17 protein-coding genes, 2 tRNA genes, 4 other RNA genes and 1 pseudogene are annotated in these 19,125 nt (G+C 36.4%); 8 read left to right on the top strand and 16 right to left on the bottom strand.

Features of this window, described 5'->3' with window-relative positions; all coding sequences use genetic code 11:
• Nucleotides 1-198: 198 nt before the first annotated feature.
• Nucleotides 199-482, top strand: a pseudogene (locus RCG21_RS18160) (DUF3219 family protein).
• An 18-nt stretch (nucleotides 483-500) separates the two neighbouring features.
• Nucleotides 501-1,496: an LLM class flavin-dependent oxidoreductase gene (locus tag RCG21_RS18155; protein WP_133336959.1), complete on the top strand. Its 996-nt coding sequence runs from the start codon at nucleotides 501-503 to the stop codon at nucleotides 1,494-1,496.
• A gap of 414 nt (nucleotides 1,497-1,910) precedes the next feature.
• On the opposite strand, the gene RCG21_RS18150 is transcribed toward RCG21_RS18155, so the two are convergent.
• Together RCG21_RS18150 and RCG21_RS18145 are read right to left on the bottom strand one after the other, a co-directional pair.
• Nucleotides 1,911-2,906 carry an ABC transporter substrate-binding protein gene (locus RCG21_RS18150; RefSeq protein WP_308913558.1) on the bottom strand — a complete coding sequence of 332 codons (996 nt, stop codon included), beginning with the start codon at nucleotides 2,904-2,906 and terminating at the stop codon, nucleotides 1,911-1,913.
• Nucleotides 2,907-3,013: 107 nt separating this feature from the next.
• Nucleotides 3,014-3,907, bottom strand: a complete 894-nt coding sequence (locus RCG21_RS18145) for a TauD/TfdA dioxygenase family protein (protein ID WP_133336963.1) — start codon at nucleotides 3,905-3,907, stop codon at nucleotides 3,014-3,016.
• A 489-nt stretch (nucleotides 3,908-4,396) separates the two neighbouring features.
• Here RCG21_RS18145 and RCG21_RS18140 point away from each other — a divergent pair, with 489 nt between their 5' ends.
• Nucleotides 4,397-5,164, top strand: a complete 768-nt coding sequence (locus tag RCG21_RS18140; RefSeq protein ID WP_133336965.1) for an ABC transporter ATP-binding protein — start codon at nucleotides 4,397-4,399, stop codon at nucleotides 5,162-5,164.
• Nucleotides 5,165-5,190: 26 nt separating this feature from the next.
• Complete coding sequence (locus RCG21_RS18135; RefSeq protein WP_372512703.1) at nucleotides 5,191-6,015, top strand: ABC transporter permease; 825 nt, start codon at nucleotides 5,191-5,193, stop codon at nucleotides 6,013-6,015.
• Between the two features lie 95 nt (nucleotides 6,016-6,110).
• Here RCG21_RS18135 and ffs (RCG21_RS18130) read toward each other — a convergent pair.
• From ffs (RCG21_RS18130) to RCG21_RS18115, 4 genes are all read right to left on the bottom strand, one after another.
• Nucleotides 6,111-6,195: signal recognition particle sRNA small type (ffs, locus tag RCG21_RS18130), an RNA gene on the bottom strand.
• Nucleotides 6,195-6,266: transfer RNA gene (locus RCG21_RS18125), tRNA-Asn, on the bottom strand. The genes ffs (RCG21_RS18130) and RCG21_RS18125 overlap by 1 nt, the downstream gene beginning before the upstream one ends.
• A gap of 35 nt (nucleotides 6,267-6,301) precedes the next feature.
• Nucleotides 6,302-6,665, bottom strand: a transfer-messenger RNA (tmRNA) gene (ssrA, locus tag RCG21_RS18120).
• A 9-nt stretch (nucleotides 6,666-6,674) separates the two neighbouring features.
• Nucleotides 6,675-6,765: transfer RNA gene (locus tag RCG21_RS18115), tRNA-Ser, on the bottom strand.
• Between the two features lie 264 nt (nucleotides 6,766-7,029).
• Here RCG21_RS18115 and rnpB point away from each other — a divergent pair.
• Nucleotides 7,030-7,413: RNase P RNA component class B (gene rnpB / locus RCG21_RS18110), an RNA gene on the top strand.
• Between the two features lie 443 nt (nucleotides 7,414-7,856).
• On the opposite strand, the gene ffs (RCG21_RS18105) is transcribed toward rnpB, so the two are convergent.
• Nucleotides 7,857-7,950, bottom strand: an RNA gene (gene ffs, locus RCG21_RS18105) — signal recognition particle sRNA small type.
• A gap of 69 nt (nucleotides 7,951-8,019) precedes the next feature.
• Nucleotides 8,020-8,790: a cyclase family protein gene (locus RCG21_RS18100; RefSeq protein ID WP_133336967.1), complete on the bottom strand. Its 771-nt coding sequence runs from the start codon at nucleotides 8,788-8,790 to the stop codon at nucleotides 8,020-8,022.
• A gap of 323 nt (nucleotides 8,791-9,113) precedes the next feature.
• Between RCG21_RS18100 and RCG21_RS18095 the strand changes: the two genes are divergently transcribed.
• The gene (locus RCG21_RS18095) at nucleotides 9,114-9,770 is read left to right on the top strand and encodes a MerR family transcriptional regulator (RefSeq protein ID WP_133336969.1); all 657 of its coding nucleotides are present in this window, start codon (nucleotides 9,114-9,116) and stop codon (nucleotides 9,768-9,770) included.
• A 260-nt stretch (nucleotides 9,771-10,030) separates the two neighbouring features.
• Here RCG21_RS18095 and RCG21_RS18090 read toward each other — a convergent pair whose 3' ends face one another.
• The gene (locus RCG21_RS18090) at nucleotides 10,031-10,603 is read right to left on the bottom strand and encodes a TetR/AcrR family transcriptional regulator (RefSeq protein WP_133336971.1); all 573 of its coding nucleotides are present in this window, start codon (nucleotides 10,601-10,603) and stop codon (nucleotides 10,031-10,033) included.
• 193 nt (nucleotides 10,604-10,796) lie between these two features.
• Here RCG21_RS18090 and RCG21_RS18085 point away from each other — a divergent pair, with 193 nt between their 5' ends.
• Entirely contained in the window at nucleotides 10,797-11,735 is a 939-nt protein-coding gene (locus RCG21_RS18085) for a DsbA family oxidoreductase (RefSeq protein ID WP_308913557.1), read from the top strand.
• A 188-nt stretch (nucleotides 11,736-11,923) separates the two neighbouring features.
• Here the strand turns inward: RCG21_RS18085 and RCG21_RS18080 are convergent, their stop codons facing one another.
• The 6 genes from RCG21_RS18080 to RCG21_RS18055 all read right to left on the bottom strand — a co-directional run bounded on the left by RCG21_RS18080 (nucleotide 11,924) and on the right by RCG21_RS18055 (nucleotide 17,054).
• Nucleotides 11,924-12,460, bottom strand: a complete 537-nt coding sequence (locus RCG21_RS18080) for a sugar O-acetyltransferase (protein ID WP_133336974.1) — start codon at nucleotides 12,458-12,460, stop codon at nucleotides 11,924-11,926.
• A gap of 478 nt (nucleotides 12,461-12,938) precedes the next feature.
• Nucleotides 12,939-13,403 (bottom strand): DUF3291 domain-containing protein, encoded by a 465-nt coding sequence (locus RCG21_RS18075; RefSeq protein WP_133336976.1) that lies wholly within the window; start codon nucleotides 13,401-13,403, stop codon nucleotides 12,939-12,941.
• Nucleotides 13,404-14,040: 637 nt separating this feature from the next.
• On the bottom strand, nucleotides 14,041-15,057 hold the full coding sequence (locus RCG21_RS18070; RefSeq protein WP_308913556.1) for a DUF3231 family protein: 1,017 nt from the start codon (nucleotides 15,055-15,057) through the stop codon (nucleotides 14,041-14,043).
• Nucleotides 15,058-15,418: 361 nt separating this feature from the next.
• A complete protein-coding gene (gene splB, locus RCG21_RS18065) occupies nucleotides 15,419-16,447 on the bottom strand; it encodes a spore photoproduct lyase (protein ID WP_133336980.1) in 1,029 nt (342 codons plus the stop codon).
• Complete coding sequence (locus RCG21_RS18060) at nucleotides 16,440-16,691, bottom strand: transcriptional regulator SplA domain-containing protein (protein ID WP_133336982.1); 252 nt, start codon at nucleotides 16,689-16,691, stop codon at nucleotides 16,440-16,442. Before RCG21_RS18060 ends, splB begins: the two co-directional genes overlap by 8 nt.
• Nucleotides 16,692-16,763: 72 nt before the next feature.
• Nucleotides 16,764-17,054 (bottom strand): transposase, encoded by a 291-nt coding sequence (locus tag RCG21_RS18055; RefSeq protein ID WP_308913555.1) that lies wholly within the window; start codon nucleotides 17,052-17,054, stop codon nucleotides 16,764-16,766.
• Between the two features lie 595 nt (nucleotides 17,055-17,649).
• Here RCG21_RS18055 and RCG21_RS18050 point away from each other — a divergent pair.
• A complete protein-coding gene (locus RCG21_RS18050; RefSeq protein ID WP_133336986.1) occupies nucleotides 17,650-18,645 on the top strand; it encodes a DUF3231 family protein in 996 nt (331 codons plus the stop codon).
• A 184-nt stretch (nucleotides 18,646-18,829) separates the two neighbouring features.
• Here RCG21_RS18050 and RCG21_RS18045 read toward each other — a convergent pair whose 3' ends face one another.
• Nucleotides 18,830-19,021 (bottom strand): hypothetical protein, encoded by a 192-nt coding sequence (locus tag RCG21_RS18045; protein WP_133336988.1) that lies wholly within the window; start codon nucleotides 19,019-19,021, stop codon nucleotides 18,830-18,832.
• Nucleotides 19,022-19,125: the final 104 nt, after the last annotated feature.

The following is a 19,125-nucleotide window of genomic DNA, read 5'->3' as shown; positions in this document are numbered from 1 at the left end:
TTTTTTTCACGCTACAGGACTATAAAATGTAATAAAAAACTTTACAGTTTAACAACAAAGATTATATAATTTCCTCTCAAGCAACTCATTTGCAAAAGATCTATACTGTAAATTTAATTGTTACAGTTCATTTCGTCAACTGTTATTTTATGGTTTTGGAATTTATTTTTCATACATCTTATTCAGGGGGATGAGTTTTTGATTAAAGAAATAATCTTATATGATACAGTGATCCATGTTGAAAATATAAAGAAGAGACAGAGCACGGTTCACATAAAATTTTCATTGATTTTAAAGTGAATAGTGAGGAATATCATGACATTACAACTCTATTATACAATGGAATCTTTGATGTGAAAGTTCCTGAAAAGGACTTATCGTTTAAAGGAAAGATTCAGCAATATTCTACTTCTATTACAAACCTTTATGAAAAAGGACAAGTTGGAGAGTTTCAATTATCTTTACTTGAAGTGAAGAATTAGGAAAGGTGGCATGATGTGGTGAAATTAAGCATATTAGATCAATCACCGATTTCCTCCAACCAAACCGCGCAAGATGCGTTAATTGAATCGATGAAGCTTGCGCAAGCTGGGGAATCGCTTGGGTATACTCGGTATTGGATTGCCGAACATCATGATTTACCAGGCCTTGCCTGTTCGGCACCTGAAGTGATGCTAAGTTATATTGGAGCACATACGAAAAAGATTAGAATCGGCTCAGGGGCAGTATTATTGCCGCATTATAAACCTTATAAAGTAGCAGAAGTATACAATATGCTGGCTACGTTGTTTCCAAATCGCATCGATATTGGCATTGGCCGTGCACCAGGCGGTTCAGCTGAGGTCACAAATGCTTTATCTGATAACTTCTTACAACAGGTATATAAAATGCCAAACTTAGTAGAAGAATTAATTCATTTTTTCGATCATGATTTTCCTAAAGACCATAAGTACGCAACTGTTGCTGCCGCGCCAATACCAGATACAACCCCAATGCCATGGATTCTTGGCACAAGTAAAAAAAGTGCATTACTTGCCGCAGAAAATGGCTTGTCCTATGCATTTGGTCAATTCATGAGTGAAAATGATGGAGCAGCGATTATTGAACAATATCTGAATGCCTTTCAACCTAGGAAACAAGGTGAGGTTCCGGAAGTATTGCTAACTGTAACTGTGATTTGTGCGGAAACTTCAGAAGAAGCGGAAGAGATTGCCTTGAGTAATCTGATTTGGGCCTTACAAAAAGAAAAAGGTGAAGGACAATATATCCCTTCCATTCAAGAAGCCAAGGAATATGAACTAGATGGGAAAGAAATTGAAAAATTGGCCAAAATGAAACAAAATATGATTATAGGCAATCCAAAGGAGTGTAAAAACAAACTGATTGAGTTACAAGCTAAATATAAAGTGGATGAAATTATGATTGTGACAATTACAGACTCTCCGCGGGACCGGATCGAGTCCTATAAACTAATAGCAGCAGAAGTTCTTTCATGATTTTTAAACGATTTTTTTATTATTTATAATTGATACACACAGCAACTCGAGGTCTCTATTTTCTGACTTCGAGTTGTTTACTAATTCGATTTATTTTTAAATCCTGTTTTGCTTATTTTTCATTAATAAAATCAATATCATATTTAAATGTCCTAAGTATTTCATTTTGGACCTCTAACCTTTTGTCTAGACTAACAATATCCCTTTTGACTTCTTTTAATCCTTGGTCTAATCCAATAATATCCCCTCTTACCTCTTGCAACCCTTGATCTAATCCAAAGTTCTCTATCGGTCATGTCGGAACATCTCCTTTAGATCGATTGTACCCTATGGAATACATTTTGAACGAAAATCGAAAAACGCTAAACTCAAATAAGTTAGAGTTTAGCATTTTTTGTTCATCTTTTATTGGTGTTATTTTTTAAATGCTTTATCAATAAATTCATTGTGGATTTGATCTTTATATTTAAATGATTTTTTGATGTAACCGGCAGCAGCCAAGGTATTAATGGATTCTTGTTGTGCGTTGATAGACTCTTCTGTAAAAAATATCGATGGTTTTTCTGCTGTGATGATCTTATAAATAAGATCCGCTGGAAGTTTTGTTTGAGCAGAATAAATCTTAGATGCTTCATTCGGGTTAGCAATTTGCCAATCAGCAGCTTTTTTGTAAACTCGTAAATATGCTTGAACAAGATCAGGATGTTCTTTCGCAAAATCATTGCGGGCAATGATGGCACCCGGGGCAAATATTTTTTTGTTCACATCAAGAGCGACCGCATTACCATTTTCCACATTATTTAAATAGTAGGGATTCCAGGCGGCCCAAGCATCTAATTTTTTTGATTGAAAGGCTGCTTGGGCATCATCCGGTTGAAGATTAATCAGTTTTACATCATTAATCGTTAAACCATTTGCTTTTAAAGCCTTAATTAAATACACTTGGGCAGTTGTACCAAGTGGAACACCAACCGTTTTCCCCTTTAAATCATTGACGTTCTTGATGTCCCCATTCTTTTGAACTAAAATTCGTACGTTCGATTCTCCCGTACCGGTTTGCCCAATCACCTCGAATGGCAGATTTTTATCAATACCCGCGATTAACGCGCCATCTCCTAAAAACGATAAATCAACACGATTCGATGCAAGCGATTCTAATAGCGGCGGCCCGCTTGTGAATTCACTCCATTTCACTTTCGCATTTAAGGCCTTGAACTCTTCTTCAAACCACCCTTTTTCGCGGGCAATCGCCAATGGTCCCATTTTCCCATTTAACGCAATATTCACCTCTACTGGTTCATTTTTGTTTTGGGCGTTTGTTTTTCCTATGGATGAACTGCATCCTGCTAATAAGAAAATGATAAGAATAGTCAATACAAATCCAAATACATGATTACGATATTTTTCCATCTCAATTCCTCCTCGTATGTAGCAAACGATGATAAAAAAGAGATTCAGTAAGGTGTGGAGCCCTTACTAGAACCTCCCGTGATTCTTTTTTCAAAAACAGTAGAGTATTATTTCTTAATAATTAATCTGCTTATTTCATTTTCTTGATTAACTGGAACATTTTTTCCAACGGTTACGCGCCGTACCACTCGATGGGAATCTCCATAGTCTGCAACCGCATAGTGTTGGGTGGCCAAGTTATCCCAAATAACCACATCGCCCTCCGCCCATTTCCAGCGGACAGTATTTTCCAAGCGACTCACATAAGAATCAAAGATACTTAATAGTCTTTCAGATTCACTTGTTGAATAGCCTTCTAATTTTCCGGCAAATCCGCCTAGTAACAAATGCTTTTTCCCTGTTTCCGCGTGAACATGAACAACTGGATGTCTTGTTTTAAAAACCGTTGATTCAAAAACAGCACGATATTTCCTTGTAACCTCATTAACCTCACTATCACTCCGTTTGAATTGGGCATAATCATATTCATTTGAATGGATTCCCCACAACGTATCTGCTAATTTTCTCAATCCTTCTGGAAGATCTTCATACGCTGTATTGGTATTGGCCCACACCGTATCTCCACCAACTTCTGGGATCGTCACCCCTCTTAAGATGGAGTATTTAGGAACTTCTGGGACAAACGTGACATCCGTATGCCAATGGTTCGCTTTTGCCCCTACTTGAGAGTCTAATTCAAAGATATAGTTGGTATTATTTTTCACGGGAACTGTGGGATGAACATATGGCTCTCCTAATAACTTCGCAAATGCTTCCTGATTTCCATCAGTTAAATGATTTTGACCTTTGAAAAATACGACCTTGTATTCATTTAGCGCTTGTTTGATTTCGTTTAAAATACCTGGTTCCAAATCCCCGCTTAGTTGTACACCCTGAATTTCTGCACCAATTCTCCCTGCTACCGGTACTACTTTTATTTGTTTTGCTTGAAGATTTGTCATTATCTTTTCCTCCAAATCAATATTTTGTTAGATTTTTTTTCAAATAAGTACTTTGCTATTCGGTCCAAGCAACATAAAAACGTTTTTACCTTCTTTCATCTCCTCCTATCACTCCATACCTAATTTAACCTAGTGGGATAGTCGGCTTTATAATAAATAAAAAAGAGATCCAACGAAGAGAGTGTTGACACTTCTCTTTGTTGAATCTCTAGTCGCCTAGTGGATTCCTATCACTATGGATTAAATTGGTAAGTCGTTTGTATATGAATGCATCTTAACAGGAAACAAAATAATCTGTCAATTAAAAATTTATTATTCCTATAAATTTAGTTGGTTTTAAAGTGTTGCGTTCAAATAAATTCCATGATAAGGTATTTTGTAAATTAAGTCATTCGCATGAATCGACTAGTCTTCTAGAGATTCAGCAAAAGGACAGAAATGTCTTTTCGCTGAATCTCTTTTTTATTTCAGAAAGGATGGATGATGATAATGGTGTCAGCTGTGAAGATTGACCACGTAAGAAAAACATTTAGGAATGACCAGGAAAGGATTCATGTTTTAGAGGATTTTGATCTCTCCATTAAACAAGGTGAGTTTTTAACCATTATTGGTCCCAGCGGCTGCGGTAAAAGTACCCTATTAAAATTAATTGCCGGGCTGGATTTGGATTTTGAAGGTCAGATTAGGATAGGTGAAAAATTCGTGAATGGTCCTTCTAAGGATCGCGGCTTTATTTTTCAAGAGCATCGATTATTTCCTTGGTTAAATGTAGAACAGAATATCTCAGGAAACCTTTCATTAAAAAATCCAAATATCCGTTCAAAGGTAGACCAATTACTCTCACTTGTTAAACTGAAAGGATTTGAAAAAGCGTATCCACGCCAATTATCTGGAGGAATGTCTCAGCGTGTGGCCATTGCCAGGGCTTTGCTGAGGAATCCTGAAGTCTTATTGTTAGACGAACCTTTTGGGGCACTAGATGCTTTTACCCGCAACCATCTTCAAGAAGCCTTGTTGGAAATATGGAAGGAAAATCAAACCACCATGGTGTTAGTAACCCATGATATTGATGAGGCGGTTTTTTTATCGTCTAAAGTCGTTGTTATGGATGCTAAGCCTGGAAGGATAAAGGGAATCGTTTCGATTGATCTGCCTTATCCAAGAACAAGGACCAATAAGTCATTCCAAGAATATAGAACCGTAATATTGAAATCCCTTGACCACCATGTCAATGAATTAGAAGATTGGAGCATTTAACTCAAAACTTAGAAAGGATGATGGAAATGTCGACACAAACGATTACCCAGAACAAAGCTATTTCGATGAAGAAAAAGAAAGCCAAATTATCAAAAAATACTGCTGTTTGGCGGGGAATATTTCTCCCTATATTAGTAGTGATTTTATGGCAGATTTTAAGTACATTCGGGATCTTGCCAGCACAATTATTTTCGTCACCGTTTTTAATTGTTTCTCGCTTTATTGAACTGGTTCAATCAGGAGAGATGGCAAAGCATTTACAAATCAGCTTAACCCGAGCACTTCTCGGCTTCGTTTTAGGAGGATTTTTCGGTCTATTGATGGGTGTCATCGTGGGAATGAACAAAAAATCGGAGGAATATTTAAACCCGAGTTTTCAAATGCTGCGGACTGTCCCATTGCTTGTGATTACTCCACTTTTTATCATGTGGTTCGGTTTTGGTGAATTATCGAAAATCTTGCTCATTGCTTTAGGTGCCTTTTTTCCTCTCTATTTACAAACCTTTTTAGGCATTCGCAATGTCGATAAAAAACTCTACGAGGTTGGTCGAATCCTAGAATACAGCCGAACCCAGCAAATAACAAAGCTGATGATTCCAGCCTCTTTGCCTAATATCTTACTTGGGATACGCTTAGCTTTAAGTGCGGCTTGGATGTGCTTGGTGGTCGCTGAATTGTTAGGTGCAGATCGAGGGGTGGGTTTCATGATTCAAGATGCACGTTCTTTTATGCAGACTGACACGGTTTTTGTAGGAATCATTATTTTTGCCCTTGCAGGAAAAATATCGGATTCCGTTGTCCGCTTGTTAGAAAATCGTTTACTGAAATGGCAAGATAGTTTTAAAGCTTAACTTACAAACTACGCTTGTAACAATCAAAAAACTACTTTTAGGACAAATAAAAACGCTAAACTCCATATGGGAGTTTAGCGTTATTTTGTTCTGTTTATGTAATAGCCCACACAATTTCACGAATTATGGCTGCTGCGTTCCCGCCCTGACCCGTTCTTAGTGTCTTTGTTGGACTATAACTCCGCAGGTAGGACTCGAACCTACGACCGATCGGTTAACAGCCGATAGCTCTACCACTGAGCTACTGCGGAAAAATGCTATGTTATTTGCTTTTTCAAATAAATTTTAGTGGAAATGACGGGAGTTGAACCCGTGTGCAAAGATCTTGACACTTATACATCTACGAGTGTAGTCAGTAAAATTAGTTATCGCTCACTTCGTTAGCCTACTGACAGGCATGGAAGCAGCTAGTCTGGTTATTCTCTTCCTTTATCCTCAGACGGTGGAATTCGGCGTAGTCCACTTTGAATGAGTCCCTTACCCTGCCACATGGACGATGAAAGGTGGAACCGCTATCGTCTGTTATTAAGCAGCGAAAGCGAAGTTATTATTTTGTTTGCCAGTTATTAGGCTTTATCGTTTTTACGAGGCCGATGCCCTCGACTCGCCATATAAGCTCAAACGATCCCTGTCGATACCAAGACATTCCCATAATAGAATGGCAGAGAAGAAGGGATTTGAACCCTCGCGCCGGTTACTCGACCTACACCCTTAGCAGGGGCGCCTCTTCAGCCTCTTGAGTACTTCTCTGTAAAAAAACCTTTCGCATAAGTTCCGTTAAGAACTTACAAGAGTAACTATATCATCCATCTGAATTGGAAGCTAGCTGTAAATTCTGGTAGTTCAAAAGTCCTGTGCATTTCGATAAATATTGTGGGTATCTTCTATATATAATACGTTTTTAAGTTCGTTATAAACTATGGTTGGAAACAATGGAAAGAACCTACTAACGATTTTTACTATTTATAATGATATAGTAGATATTGTCGCTTTTGAAAAAATGGATAAACATGAAATGGTGAGTAGTCGCGGTTCCTTTTACAGGAGCTGAGGAAAGTCCAGGCTCGCACAGTGCTGAGATGCCTGTAGTGTTCGTGCCATTCGCAAGAGTGGGCAGTCGCACATGTTCGACTGACGGCGGTGAAATCATGCTAAGTCCATCTGGATATGCTGAGAATAACCTGAAAGTGCCACAGTGACGAGACTTTTCTGGAAACGGAAAAGGTGGAACGGGTAAACCCCACGAGCGAGCAACCCAAATTTAGGTAGGGGCATCATCCTGCGGGAAATGAACCTAACGGATGAATCGGTCTTAGATCGATAGTTATATGACTACTACTTCCTGTACGAGGCTTGCTGCCGTTTGCAGTATGGGAGTACAAAACCTGGCTTATAGCCATTTCATGAGCACTTTATCGATTTATAGGAGCACAATAATTGCGGTTTGGACTAGCACATTGTGTTAACATACTTATAGTCCTTGTTATCTTGGTTCCGCAAGAGATTACATAAACTCTTTTACGATACGAAGACCACTTTCTTTGTTTTACTAAAAAGGATTTGGTCTTCATCTGTTTTCTGAAGACCATTTTTCTGTTTTTTCAAAGGGATTCGGCCTTCATCGCCTTTATGAAGACTTTATGAAGACCACTTTCTTTGTTTTTTCGAAGCGATTTGGCCCTCATCGTCTTTATGAAGACCACTTTCCCTGTTTTCTCAAAGGGATTTGGCCTTCATCAACCTTTTAAAGAAACCTTAACTATACAAAAACCCCCTAAGCTGGATTTCATTAGTCCATCTTAAGGGGGTTTACTTTTAGAGGTTTATCGGTTCTTGTGTTCTGATTATGTAATAGTCCACACAATTTCACGAATTATGGCTGCTGCGTTCCCGCCCTGACCCGTTCTTAGTGTCCTTGTTGGACTATTAACAATATAACATCTAACCAATTTGGAAGCTAGCTGTAAATTTTGGTAGTACAAAAGTCTTGTTGATTACATTTCTTTACTCAAAAATAGCTACAGGGCGTGCCCATCCTGCACTTGCTCCTTTGATCTTTACAGGAAAAACAGCCACTTTAAAACCAATTCTTTTTGGCAGTAAATCTAAGTTGGCCAGTTTTTCAATTTGGCAATACTCCGCTTCTTTTCCAACATAATGTGCGGCCCAAAGGACACCTTCGCGAGGGTTCTTTTTAAAATCCTCAGCTTGTTTGTAAAGCGGAATATCCCACCCCCATCCATCCGTGCCCATCACCTTAATCCCCTTTTGAATCAGCCACCTAGTTGCCTCAGCCGAAACACCTGCATGAACACCTGCATAATTTTCCTGATAATATTTTTTATCTGCATCCGTTCGGACAAGAATTATATCGTATGGCTGCAATTGATAGTTCATCGCTTCTAATTGTTTTTCAAAATCTGCCATTCCAATCTCATAGCCTGGTGGTTTATCACTAAAATCGAACAGAACTCCATGGCCGTAGAACCATTCAAGAGGCAGTTCATCAATGGTTCTAGAAGGCTCACCCGCAGTAGTTGAAGCATAGTGCCAAGGGGCGTCAACATGAGTACCTGTGTGTGTAGTTAAGGTAACCGTTTCTACTGCCCATGCTGCACTGTCTGGAAAATCGCTAGGTTTCAACCCCAAAACATGTGCTGCTTGTTGTGCCCCTTCCTCATGTGATCCATAGTGAATTTCCGGTGGAAATGGTTCCTTTGCAGCATTATCTAGAGAGACACTTAAATCAATAATACGTAGATTCGCTCGATTCATATAGTAATACTCCTTACGAAAAATTTTTATTAGAGGTAAACTACAAGTTCTTTTAAAATCTACGAGTAAGTTACACTTTCTATTCCAAATTTCTTTCAAGTTTAAAAGACTATATTTCTAGCATTCAAATCAAATAAATTAACTGTTTCTTTCATTAATCTAACAATCTATTTACATTGTGGTTACACTCTGTTGGTTCGACAATTTTATCATAGTTTTCTTTATATACTTAAATAATAGAGTGTTATCTTACTAAAAGTTATAGGATTAAGATGCTAAACTATTGCGGAGGTGTAAGGTTATTATTGCGGAGGTGTAAGGTTATGAGTGAAATGTATTCGCCCAGAGATGCACAAAAAATGCTTAAAATAAATAGCAGTACTTTACGCAAGTACGCTAATATCTTGGAAAAGCATGGGTATCATATTCATCGTAATACTAGAGGTCACAGGGGATTTTTTGATCAAGATGTTAACATACTCCGTCAATTAATTGAATTCAGTAAGCAGGAAGATATGACTTTGGAACATTCTGTTGAAGCAGCGATGGCGTCTGTTTCTGAACAAAAAAAATCGGATACAGTATCAGGACCAGTAGAAATCACGAATGATCTAGAAGATCCTAACGAGCTTTTAGTGATGTCTGAAGAAGAGATAGCAAGATCTTCTGAAGAAAATAGAGCGGAAAGCCAAACAGAATCGGTTCAGAAAACAGATGAGCGAGATATAGAGCTGGCTCGAAACCACTATGAGCTATTGGAAAGAATTGAACATTTAGAGCGAATAAACCTTGATTTAATTAAACTTTTAAAAGAGAAAGCCGTACGGGAAGCTTATCTCGAAGAAAAGATAAACCAAATTGCAAGGTTTGTAGATCGTTCAGAGCAACTGATGGTAGAACGAAGTAAGCTGATGGAGGAAGAAGTCAGATTACAGATTGCAGCCGCCCAGCAAAAGAAATGGTGGCAATGGTGGAAATGAAAAAAATGTGCGGCGAATCACATAAAAAGTCGCTGATAGTGATTTTTCCATTTGGCATATATCTCCTTTGTGAGAAATACTCAACCTTGTTGAAAATGACCTAAGTTATCATAATTTGCCTAAATAGTTGCCTTTTCCATTACCCTGCCCCTTTAGCTCAACAAGAAAAAAGACCGCCGCAGCGACCATTAAAAAGGAAAGGCTGTATCAGCACCCTTTTCCTCTTCAATATAAATGGAACCTGTTCAATTTTTTTGTAATCATAATCGATTTAAAGGCTCAAAATCAATCCCATACATAATAAAAGGGATTAGTGATTTAATAAATTCTTCCGGTGGTACTCCTGTATCTCTTCTCCATTCTACAGATGCTCCGTAGAGTCCCCAACTTAACATGACAGCAGTTCTCTTTCGTGCTTGATTTTCGTCAATTGAATGTCTTTTTAACAACATTTTGTAAAAAATAATTTCTAGTTGTTCTCTTATAATGCGAGCTATAGTATCTTCGTACCCGCTATGGCAACGATTGGATAAGGAATTTTGAAAATTCGTAATGGCTAAAAAGACCCTCACAATTGCTTCTTCATTTAGTTCATCTTGCTCAACTTGATCAGAATTCAAATTAATCAACAGGACCTCTGATAATACCTTTTCTAATAAGTCATATTTATCCTCGAAATGATAATAAAACGTCGCACGATTGACCATAGCCTCTGTTGTAATATCTTTAATGGTAATATCCTTGAATTCTTTTTTACCTGAAAGTTCAATAAAAGAATCCATGATTAATTTACGTGTCCGAAGAATTCGAGGGTCCGTTTTTTCTTGATTCATTACAAAGTCACTCCTACTTTTACGACAATTTATGAAATGTGTTGTATATACGATAAATCCAATTATCTATCGGTATTAGTATGTTTCGTTATGTACTACAATGCAATTGTACAACAAAAAGGAAATCAATTCTAAATGGGCAACTCTATGTGCCTTCTTTTCATTTAAACAAACATAAAGGTGGTATTTTCATATGAATGAAAACAATAAAATGATTTGTGATTTAGAAACAGGTGTATGTGGTGTAGCCGGGGAGGAAGAGATGGAGATTATTGATTTCCACCAGCCAAAGAAAACCGTCGATTTATATTATGTGACAGACCCTATTTGCTCACATTGCTGGGCACTCGAACCAGTACTTCGCCGTTTTGTAGAACAGTTTAGCCACTATTTCAACTTCCATACGGTTATGGGTGGGTTGCTGGAAAAATGGCATGATGGACCAATTGATCCTGCAAATGGTATCTATAAGCCTGCTGACGTCGCTGGGCATTGGAGAGAAGTGGGAGAATATTCCCGCATGCCAATTGATGGGACTCTTATGTTTGATAATCCAGTGCAATCTTCCTATCCTCCTTCTCGAGTATTTAAAGTGATTCAAAAAAATCATAATGACGCATTAGCCAATGAATATTTACGTCGTGCAAGGGAAGCTCTTTTTGCATTTAATCAAAATATTTCAGAAGGATCCGTTTTGATCGATATTGTAAATAATCTTGGACTTGATGGAAAGGCAATTGTAAAGGAAGCTGAACAACTAATGGGTCAGCAATTATTAAATGAGGATTTCAAGATTGCTGCAAGCCTAGGTGTTCGTGGATTCCCAACCATTATCATCGTAAATGCAGAAAACAAAGGGGTAAAAATTGTTGGTGCACGCCCTTTAGAAAACTATGTTGCGGGGCTAAAGCAAGTTCTAAATACAGAAGAACCACAACAAAAACAACAGCCACCCCTTTCTAACTTGCTTGAAAACGAGAAGCTTCTGTTTTCTAAAGAAATTGAAGTGATGTATGATGTTGATAAATTGGATATTAACAATTTTATTAACAAGGAACTATCACCAAATAGTTATCAAGTGAATGAAATTCTGGGAGAATTGTATTTTACAACTACCACAAACATTCGATAAGTATTTTACTATAGAAAAAAAGAGTGGCTTTGTCGCCACTCTTCTTCTTGTTGAAATAATATGCCGTTTAGTTCTCGCTAAAGCCTGTCTAGTTTATAAGTTAGGAGCTCTTACTCCCCGGTAGCTCAACATAATCATCAGTTCCTTTAAGTCCAATGTTTCACAATCTTTCTTGGTACTTTAGACATTTATATACTTTTTATTACTTTCGCTGGATTTCCCCCCACTATTGAATTAGTAGGTACATCCTTCGTAACAACAGAACCAGCAGCAATAATTGAATTATTACCGATCGTGATTCCAGGTAAGATAACACAACTGCCACCAATCCACACATCATTGCCTATTGTTATTGGAATCGCATAACCACTCTTGTTTCTATCTTTAGGTTCAATTGAATGACCCGCCGTATATAGTCCAACGTTAGGACCAATCATACAGTTGTCACCAATCCTTACTTCTGCCATATCTAATATAGTGCAGTTATATCCAGCATAGAAGTTGTCTCCAATGTGGATGTTGTATCCTAAGTCACAGTGGAAATTATGCTCAATACTCGGATTTCCACCGACACCTCCGAATAATTCCCTAATAATTTCCTCTTTTCTTTCTGAATCTTCGATTGGACAATTGTTAAACTCTTGAACAAGTTTATGGGCAATTATATTTTTCAACCTTAGTTCATCCGTACTTCGTTCGTAGTAGATTTTCTCTTTAGCCTCCATATCTGTCTCCTTTCTTCAATTATTTATAAAATACCACATTTTCTTCAACTTACCTGCTATATCGTTCAATAAAAAAAGCCACCAAAATGGCAGCCTGATATTTAAGTAATGAATAGTATCCTAAAATCATGCCTTATGTTTTATAAGGGGTACAAAAACCATTACATCTTCTAATATTTCTTTACCTCTTTTACAATAGTTCGTTCCACTATTAATAGATATATATATAAATAACGATTGCTGTTACAACTGACAATATGTAAAAATGTTTTGGTCGCATTTTCTTGAATTGGAATACTCCAACTTTAGCGAAAAGTTTTGCGATAGGGAATGCGAGAAGATAATCTAGTACAGCATTTAATGTTAAGTACTTTAGGAAGCTACCGTACGTTATTTTAAATACCCAAATAGTTGTTATAAAAAATAAACCTATAAGGTAAGAGAACTCTAAACGATAATTTGGAAATAAAATGTCCTGCTATTTAATCAATAACGTCTCCCCTTTTTCATCAAATGCATTCTTAAAATCAAATGCATAAGGAGTGGAACCATGCTGAATATAATGGTTGTATCTCCTGAATGCCTCCTCCCATGAAACATCCCGCACCATTTCTGTCCACCAAACTACATAAGAAGGATGTTTCTCTGGATAAGACTCTATCCATCTACTTCTATCATGCAATGCTTGCATATGCTTTCCTGAATAAGTAAAGCGATATAAAGATTGAAGGCTTCTCCATACGGTTAGTGTAAGAATAGGAGAACCCTTTCCTTTTACGGTATCTTCAGGGAAAGAGACTCCTTCAGGTGAAAACGCCTCTATAAGACCTGATTTAGTTGCTTGACGATATACTTCATTTCCCACTTGAAAAAATTCACGAGAGGCAGAGTGGCTATGCGGGTGATTTAGCCTGCCAACAGTATAGATTGAAACGAATGCCATAAATAGTCCTCCATCTATAGTTTTTCCTAGTATATATTCAAGTAAAAATGTAAAAATTCCATTTTCGTGCTTTGGCACATATAAGGAAACGTTTCGCACAGTACATTTTTTCACAATCTTTTTTTTTTAGTTGAATAAAGCCATTCCCGACTTTTCAAATGCAAAAAATAACAAAATTTTAACCAGTTTTCATAGAAATTTCGGAAAGGCCCTAATGTGGTCTTCATGCCCCTATTTTCCTACGAGTGGGGTTTACAAAGCGTGGGGTCAATTCAACGTCAATGGGCATATTTTGACCGTACCGTTTGTTATAAAAGTAAAATAAACTCGTTTGGTTTTAAACTTTCACCTATAATCCAAAAATGACCTATTCGAAAAATGAATAGGTCAACTATTGATTAGTATTTTTATTACGGAATCCAAGTCCAAGAGCAACTAACGAAAGGATAAGAGCCACAACAGACAGGATTAGTGGAAGAGAATTTGACTTATTCGTGTCTGTTGTTCTAACCTCCGCTGTTTTAGTTTCTTCTTTTTTTGATACCTTTAATATTCTTTTCAAAAAGGATTACAATTTTAAGAGGGGTGCCTACCAATTAATCACTAAACGGAAAATTTCATGTTATTATTTAATTTTTTATTCAAAATCTTTAAAAGCTAATTCTTTTCTATTAGGAGCCATTTGCGGTTTTTCTAACCACCCATTTTTTATCATGATTTTTGCTCCATCCTCTGCGAAACTCATAATTTCGGCAGATAATCTTATGTAATGAAGGCCAATATCTCTTCTTGGACTCGTTGCCATGCTCATTCCATAAAATCCAACACTAAGTGCATTTAAAGATGTAGTGTAAAACATCATTAACTTGTCAGAAAAGGTAAAGGTTGTAGAGGTTGTTACTTCAGAGTCCCAGCTAGTGGGAACAGGAAGATCATCCTGTTTTAATATATCCCCAAATACTTCGCAATGCTTTTTAGCAATTCCTATACCCCTAAATAGATATTTAACTACTTCTTCTGATTGGGCAACTTGACTAAATCCAATTAAAGTCGATACCCCAAAAGCATTTCTTTGATCATTAGCAAAAAGATTCGTGATTTCAGGACCAACTAATGGCCTTTTCTTCCCAAAGAAGCCTGTAAGGAAATTTTCATTGTCTATAAATTCGATATTATTTGGAATAGGTAAATACGGAGACCTTATATAAAGACCTTTCAATAACAGAAGTTCTTTTACTTCCCTTAAAAACTTTGTTAGTTGGGTAATACATTCATTAAAATAACTATAAACATCAGCCCTAACTGCGAATGATAAATTGATGCTATACCCTTGTAAAGCAATTTGTGAGGCATTATGGAGGTAATTCAAAACGTATACATCTGAATATAATCTTGGTGCTGAAATATCTACATCATGATCTGTGTTAAATCCATAAGGGATAGGATAATTTTCTTTATTCAAGATTTCTCTTAGAGTTTTAAGATTTCCATTAGCTATATCTAATGCGTGCTGCATAAGTGGCTTTATTTCAATATCTTCCATTTTCGATAAAAAATGTTTAAACTTATACTTTATGGCACTATCGTTTATGTATGCCCCCCATAGGGTAGTAGCCTCCGCTGAGGTTAGCCCTGCTTGTACCCCATCCCTCATGTTTTTCCCCTCCCATTAGAGCTTTCATTAATTTTAATTTCTTCACCTGTTTCCAGTTGTATGTAAAAAATAGATGAAATGGACAAATTTACTTTTAACATTGGATTAAGTCCCGTACCTTCTGTTTTTTATTTCCATATTCTAAAAGCAGTCGTACAAGGGGGATAGAATGTCATTCAATTCCCCAATCTTTATACATTTCCTATTAATAACGCAGAAATGAATCAAATAAACGATTATGGGACTCAGAATCAGTATTTAAATTCAATTACCCTTACATCAAAAATTCTTTTCTCAGAGACAAAGCATAAATATAAATAGCCCTTCTATTCGAAGGGCTTAATCAACTGAATTTTTTATTTTAGGTGAAGTACTCAATCTTAGCTTGTGGAAAAAATGTACTAATATAGCTTCCAAGAGTATCTTTTATATCTTCTTGCTCCTCATCAGTATAGACATACTTACCAATTCCATATCGCCCCCATTTCCATTTCCTCTTTGATTCATCGAGTTCTAATTTTGTCATGGGATAATTCTTTTCGATAACGCGTTTAGCTGGCTTTGTAAAGCGATGTTGGATCATTTCAAAGGTTAAATCTTTTTTCGCTGTATTAGAAAGCTCAGATTCTAACTTTTCAAACATCTCTTTATACCCCTGTTTCCAGCCATCATGCAGATAAATAGGAGCAATTATGAAACCCAAGGGGTAGCCTGCTTCTGCCACCTTTCCTGCAGCTTCAATTCTTTCGTTCTGTCTTGATGTGCCAGGTTCAAAGGTTTTGATAATATAATCGTCATTCATACTAAATCGAAAGCGGGTCCGGCCATTATGCTTGGCATCAAGTAAATGATCTACATGAGCAAATTTTGTTACAAAACGTAATTTTCCATATTCTGTTTGACCAAAAAATTCAATTGCTTTTTTTAATGTATGGGTTAAATGATCAACACCCACGACATCTGATGTACAAGAAGCTTCAAATCTGGTTGGATCTGGGGCACGTTCTTTCATATAGTTTTCTGCTGCTTCAAAAATATCATCGAGATTTACATATGTACGGATATAAGGTTTGGACCCCATCGTTGTTTGCAGATAGCAGTAATGACAATGCCCCATACATCCTGTTACAAAGGGAATGGCATATTCCGCAGAAGGCTTCGAGGTATCGAACTTCAAGGTTTTCCTAACCCCTATAACCAGTGTAGATTTCGCAATCCGATATCTTTGAAAATCAGTATCCCCTGGTAAGTTACGAATCTGATTATGTGAAGTCGTTTCTCTCACTTCGACCCCCATATCCTCAAATTTGGTAACCAACTCTTTTCCAAGTGGATAGTCCAATGCACCGGGTTCAACATAGACGAGTTGAGGGATAAATGGCTTAACCATAATAATCCTCTATCTCTGTTAAGCCAAATGCTTCTTGATAAGCCATTTCGGCCTCATTTGCACTTGTATAAACAGCAACCGCATCATTTAATGGATAGTAGGTTTCATAAAGGAACAGAGCTAATTGACCTGGTGATTCAGGATGCTGAACAACAGCAGCTTCTTGAACATTAGCTACATCCTGTGCATGTGGGTTACGAATGATTACATAGACGATTTGTCCAGGATTATAATTTTGTTCCAATTAATTTAGTCCATCCTTTCACTAAAGAAATTTCACTTTTCAGGTATTCATCTTAATTTCCCCAGTCCTTGCTTATTTATAATCATTCAATGCTCGTAATACAATTAAATAAAGCAAATAGACTCCTAAGTACCCCCCTGTCATTAAGAAAAAAGGATTTAAAAAAAGGGCATGAATATTGGTCATAAATACTGTACCATCATTGATTATATTAATTATTCCGATAGAAGCAATATTACCAAAGATAAGTGCTGAAATGATTGCAACTAAATTATAAAGATTCTGGATCTTGACCCATTTTCTTTGAAGTATGATCATAAAAATGGGGATAACAATACTACCTAAAATTAGGAGTATCTTCATATTATCACCTCGTCTATCATTTTTCTCTAAACAAAAGTATTCAACATTATTAAGCTAACGGTGCCGATCGTTTAATATTCCAAAATTTATTGTGTTGAAAAAACCCCTTCTCACTGAGAAGGGGTTGTTCCTTAAATACATTTAATATTTACTAATTTTATTTGGGTTATTAGAAATGAAATCAAAAAATGCATGTATAATTTCAATTGATTGAAATGTTAATAATGATAAGGCTGATATACTAAAAAAAACAACGGGAATGAGCCGAATCCACATTTACTTTCGCCTCCATTTTATTTCGATTTACTAAATATAAGTATGCTAACTATTTTAATTAATTATCATTTAAAAGTAAAAAGTTATGCACTTAGATTAAAAATGTTTTAAAAATAAATCACCTTTTTGAGTCGTCTTAAAATGATTGATTGAAAATTCCAATTTACGATTTCAATCCCCCTCTTTTACTCTTAACCCGTAATTTAAGTTCAACTTCCACTCACTCTCAATAACTAGGCTTAAGGATTTTAAAGTTTTGATTGGACATAATAAGGATAAGTAAAAAAAATTTACATAAAAAACATAGAGGGGTTAGAAAATGAGCGGAGTTCCCATTACTTCATCAGAATTAGCAAATTTATGGATGACCTATCAAGAAAAAACCATGATCATGAGAATCATGGAGCATTTTATAGAACATGCTGATCATGAAGAAAAACAACTGTTACAAGCTCATTATGATGCTGCCGCTAAAGCCATCGAATATATTACAGGGATATTCGAAAACGAGGGTGCAGTGATTCCTATTGGTTTTACTGAAAGTGATGTAAATAAAGGGGCCCCAAAATTATTTGATTTTCTCTACGATATCTTTTATTTGAATATGATGACGAAAATGGAAATGAGTCTTTTTTCGCTGTATTGTGGTATGTCTTATCGGAAAGATATTAATGAGTTTTTTATCAATATAGCAGCAGAAGCCCAAACGATGAACTACAAAGCAGCTCAACACCTTTTAGAAAAAGGAGTTTTGGTGCGTCCGCCTTTCGTATCAATGCCTAAAGAAGTGCATTTTGTAGAGGATAAAAAGTATAGGGGCGGCCTCAATCCCTTCCGTGAAACCAGGTCACTAAATACGATTGAAGTATCTCTGATCCACCATGCCGTTGAAACAAACCTTGTAGGAATGCAACTAATGATTGGATTTGCCCAAGTTGCCGAGAATAAGGAAGTTCAAGATTACCTTGTAAAGGGAATGAAATTGTCCAAAAAAATTGAAATGGAGCTTGGTGATTTTTTACGCCAAAGTTTTATTGAACCACCAGCGACACATGCTGGTAAAGCAACTACGTCAAAAATTTCACCATTTTCCGATAAAATAATGATGTATAACACCGGTTTATTAACTTCATTTGGGTTAGGAAGTAATGCATTAGGAGGGGCATTTAGTTTACGAAATGACTTACCTGCAAAAATGTCTCTACTTTCAAAAGATATTTTTAGTTTTGCTCAAGAGGGAGGAAAACTAATGATAAAAAATGGCTGGATGGAAGAACCTCCACAGATTGAGGATCGGAATCAATTAACGAAATAATCGTTTAATATGTATCTTTATCTCTACTCTTAAAACAATGTGATTCATTCATTTCCAAGATACTATTACTCGATTTATAAAACAAAATGACAAATGCCTTGCTTAGTAAGCAAGGCATATAATTGGAAATAATACCTATTTCTTGTTGAACAAGGTCCCTCTTTTATTGACATTATTACTTGGATTACTTTCCCCACAAGAAATCCAGGAAATCTAAATACTCAGTCAATTGCTCATTACTCATATTATCTAAATTTCTTGGTCTTAAACCAAACTCATCTTCACTTTGTTTCATAAATTCTCGGTAGGTTTGTGTATTTTTGGACTCCGATTCAATATCACAAATTCGACGATCCAAATTCTTACTTTCTAACATTGTCAACCTCCTTTTACTTCGCAATATTTTTTACTAATCCGTACTAATCTTTAGAAAATAACAAAAATGGTAACTCTTATTATTCATTATTAATGTCAATAAGT

This window comes from Bacillus salipaludis (assembly GCF_030938565.1).
GTDB lineage: Bacteria > Bacillota > Bacilli > Bacillales > Cytobacillaceae > Neobacillus > Neobacillus salipaludis_A.
The sequence above is the reverse complement of the archived record's forward strand: the minus strand, read 5'-3'. Positions and strand labels throughout refer to the sequence as shown.

Excerpts from the sequence above, each read along its gene's own strand:
- RCG21_RS18150 (WP_308913558.1), bottom strand. The coding sequence starts at position 2,906 with ATGGAAAAATATCGTAATCATGTATTTGGATTTGTATTGACTATTCTT.
- RCG21_RS18145 (WP_133336963.1), bottom strand. The coding sequence starts at position 3,907 with ATGACAAATCTTCAAGCAAAACAAATAAAAGTAGTACCGGTAGCAGGG.
- RCG21_RS18140 (WP_133336965.1), top strand. The coding sequence starts at position 4,397 with ATGGTGTCAGCTGTGAAGATTGACCACGTAAGAAAAACATTTAGGAAT.
- RCG21_RS18135 (WP_372512703.1), top strand. The coding sequence starts at position 5,191 with ATGTCGACACAAACGATTACCCAGAACAAAGCTATTTCGATGAAGAAA.
- RCG21_RS18100 (WP_133336967.1), bottom strand. The coding sequence starts at position 8,790 with ATGAATCGAGCGAATCTACGTATTATTGATTTAAGTGTCTCTCTAGAT.
- RCG21_RS18095 (WP_133336969.1), top strand. The coding sequence starts at position 9,114 with ATGAGTGAAATGTATTCGCCCAGAGATGCACAAAAAATGCTTAAAATA.
- RCG21_RS18090 (WP_133336971.1), bottom strand. The coding sequence starts at position 10,603 with ATGAATCAAGAAAAAACGGACCCTCGAATTCTTCGGACACGTAAATTA.
- RCG21_RS18085 (WP_308913557.1), top strand. The coding sequence starts at position 10,797 with ATGAATGAAAACAATAAAATGATTTGTGATTTAGAAACAGGTGTATGT.
- RCG21_RS18080 (WP_133336974.1), bottom strand. The coding sequence starts at position 12,460 with ATGGAGGCTAAAGAGAAAATCTACTACGAACGAAGTACGGATGAACTA.
- RCG21_RS18075 (WP_133336976.1), bottom strand. The coding sequence starts at position 13,403 with ATGGCATTCGTTTCAATCTATACTGTTGGCAGGCTAAATCACCCGCAT.
- RCG21_RS18070 (WP_308913556.1), bottom strand. The coding sequence starts at position 15,057 with ATGAGGGATGGGGTACAAGCAGGGCTAACCTCAGCGGAGGCTACTACC.
- splB (WP_133336980.1), bottom strand. The coding sequence starts at position 16,447 with ATGGTTAAGCCATTTATCCCTCAACTCGTCTATGTTGAACCCGGTGCA.
- RCG21_RS18055 (WP_308913555.1), bottom strand. The coding sequence starts at position 17,054 with ATGAAGATACTCCTAATTTTAGGTAGTATTGTTATCCCCATTTTTATG.
- RCG21_RS18050 (WP_133336986.1), top strand. The coding sequence starts at position 17,650 with ATGAGCGGAGTTCCCATTACTTCATCAGAATTAGCAAATTTATGGATG.
- RCG21_RS18045 (WP_133336988.1), bottom strand. The coding sequence starts at position 19,021 with ATGTTAGAAAGTAAGAATTTGGATCGTCGAATTTGTGATATTGAATCG.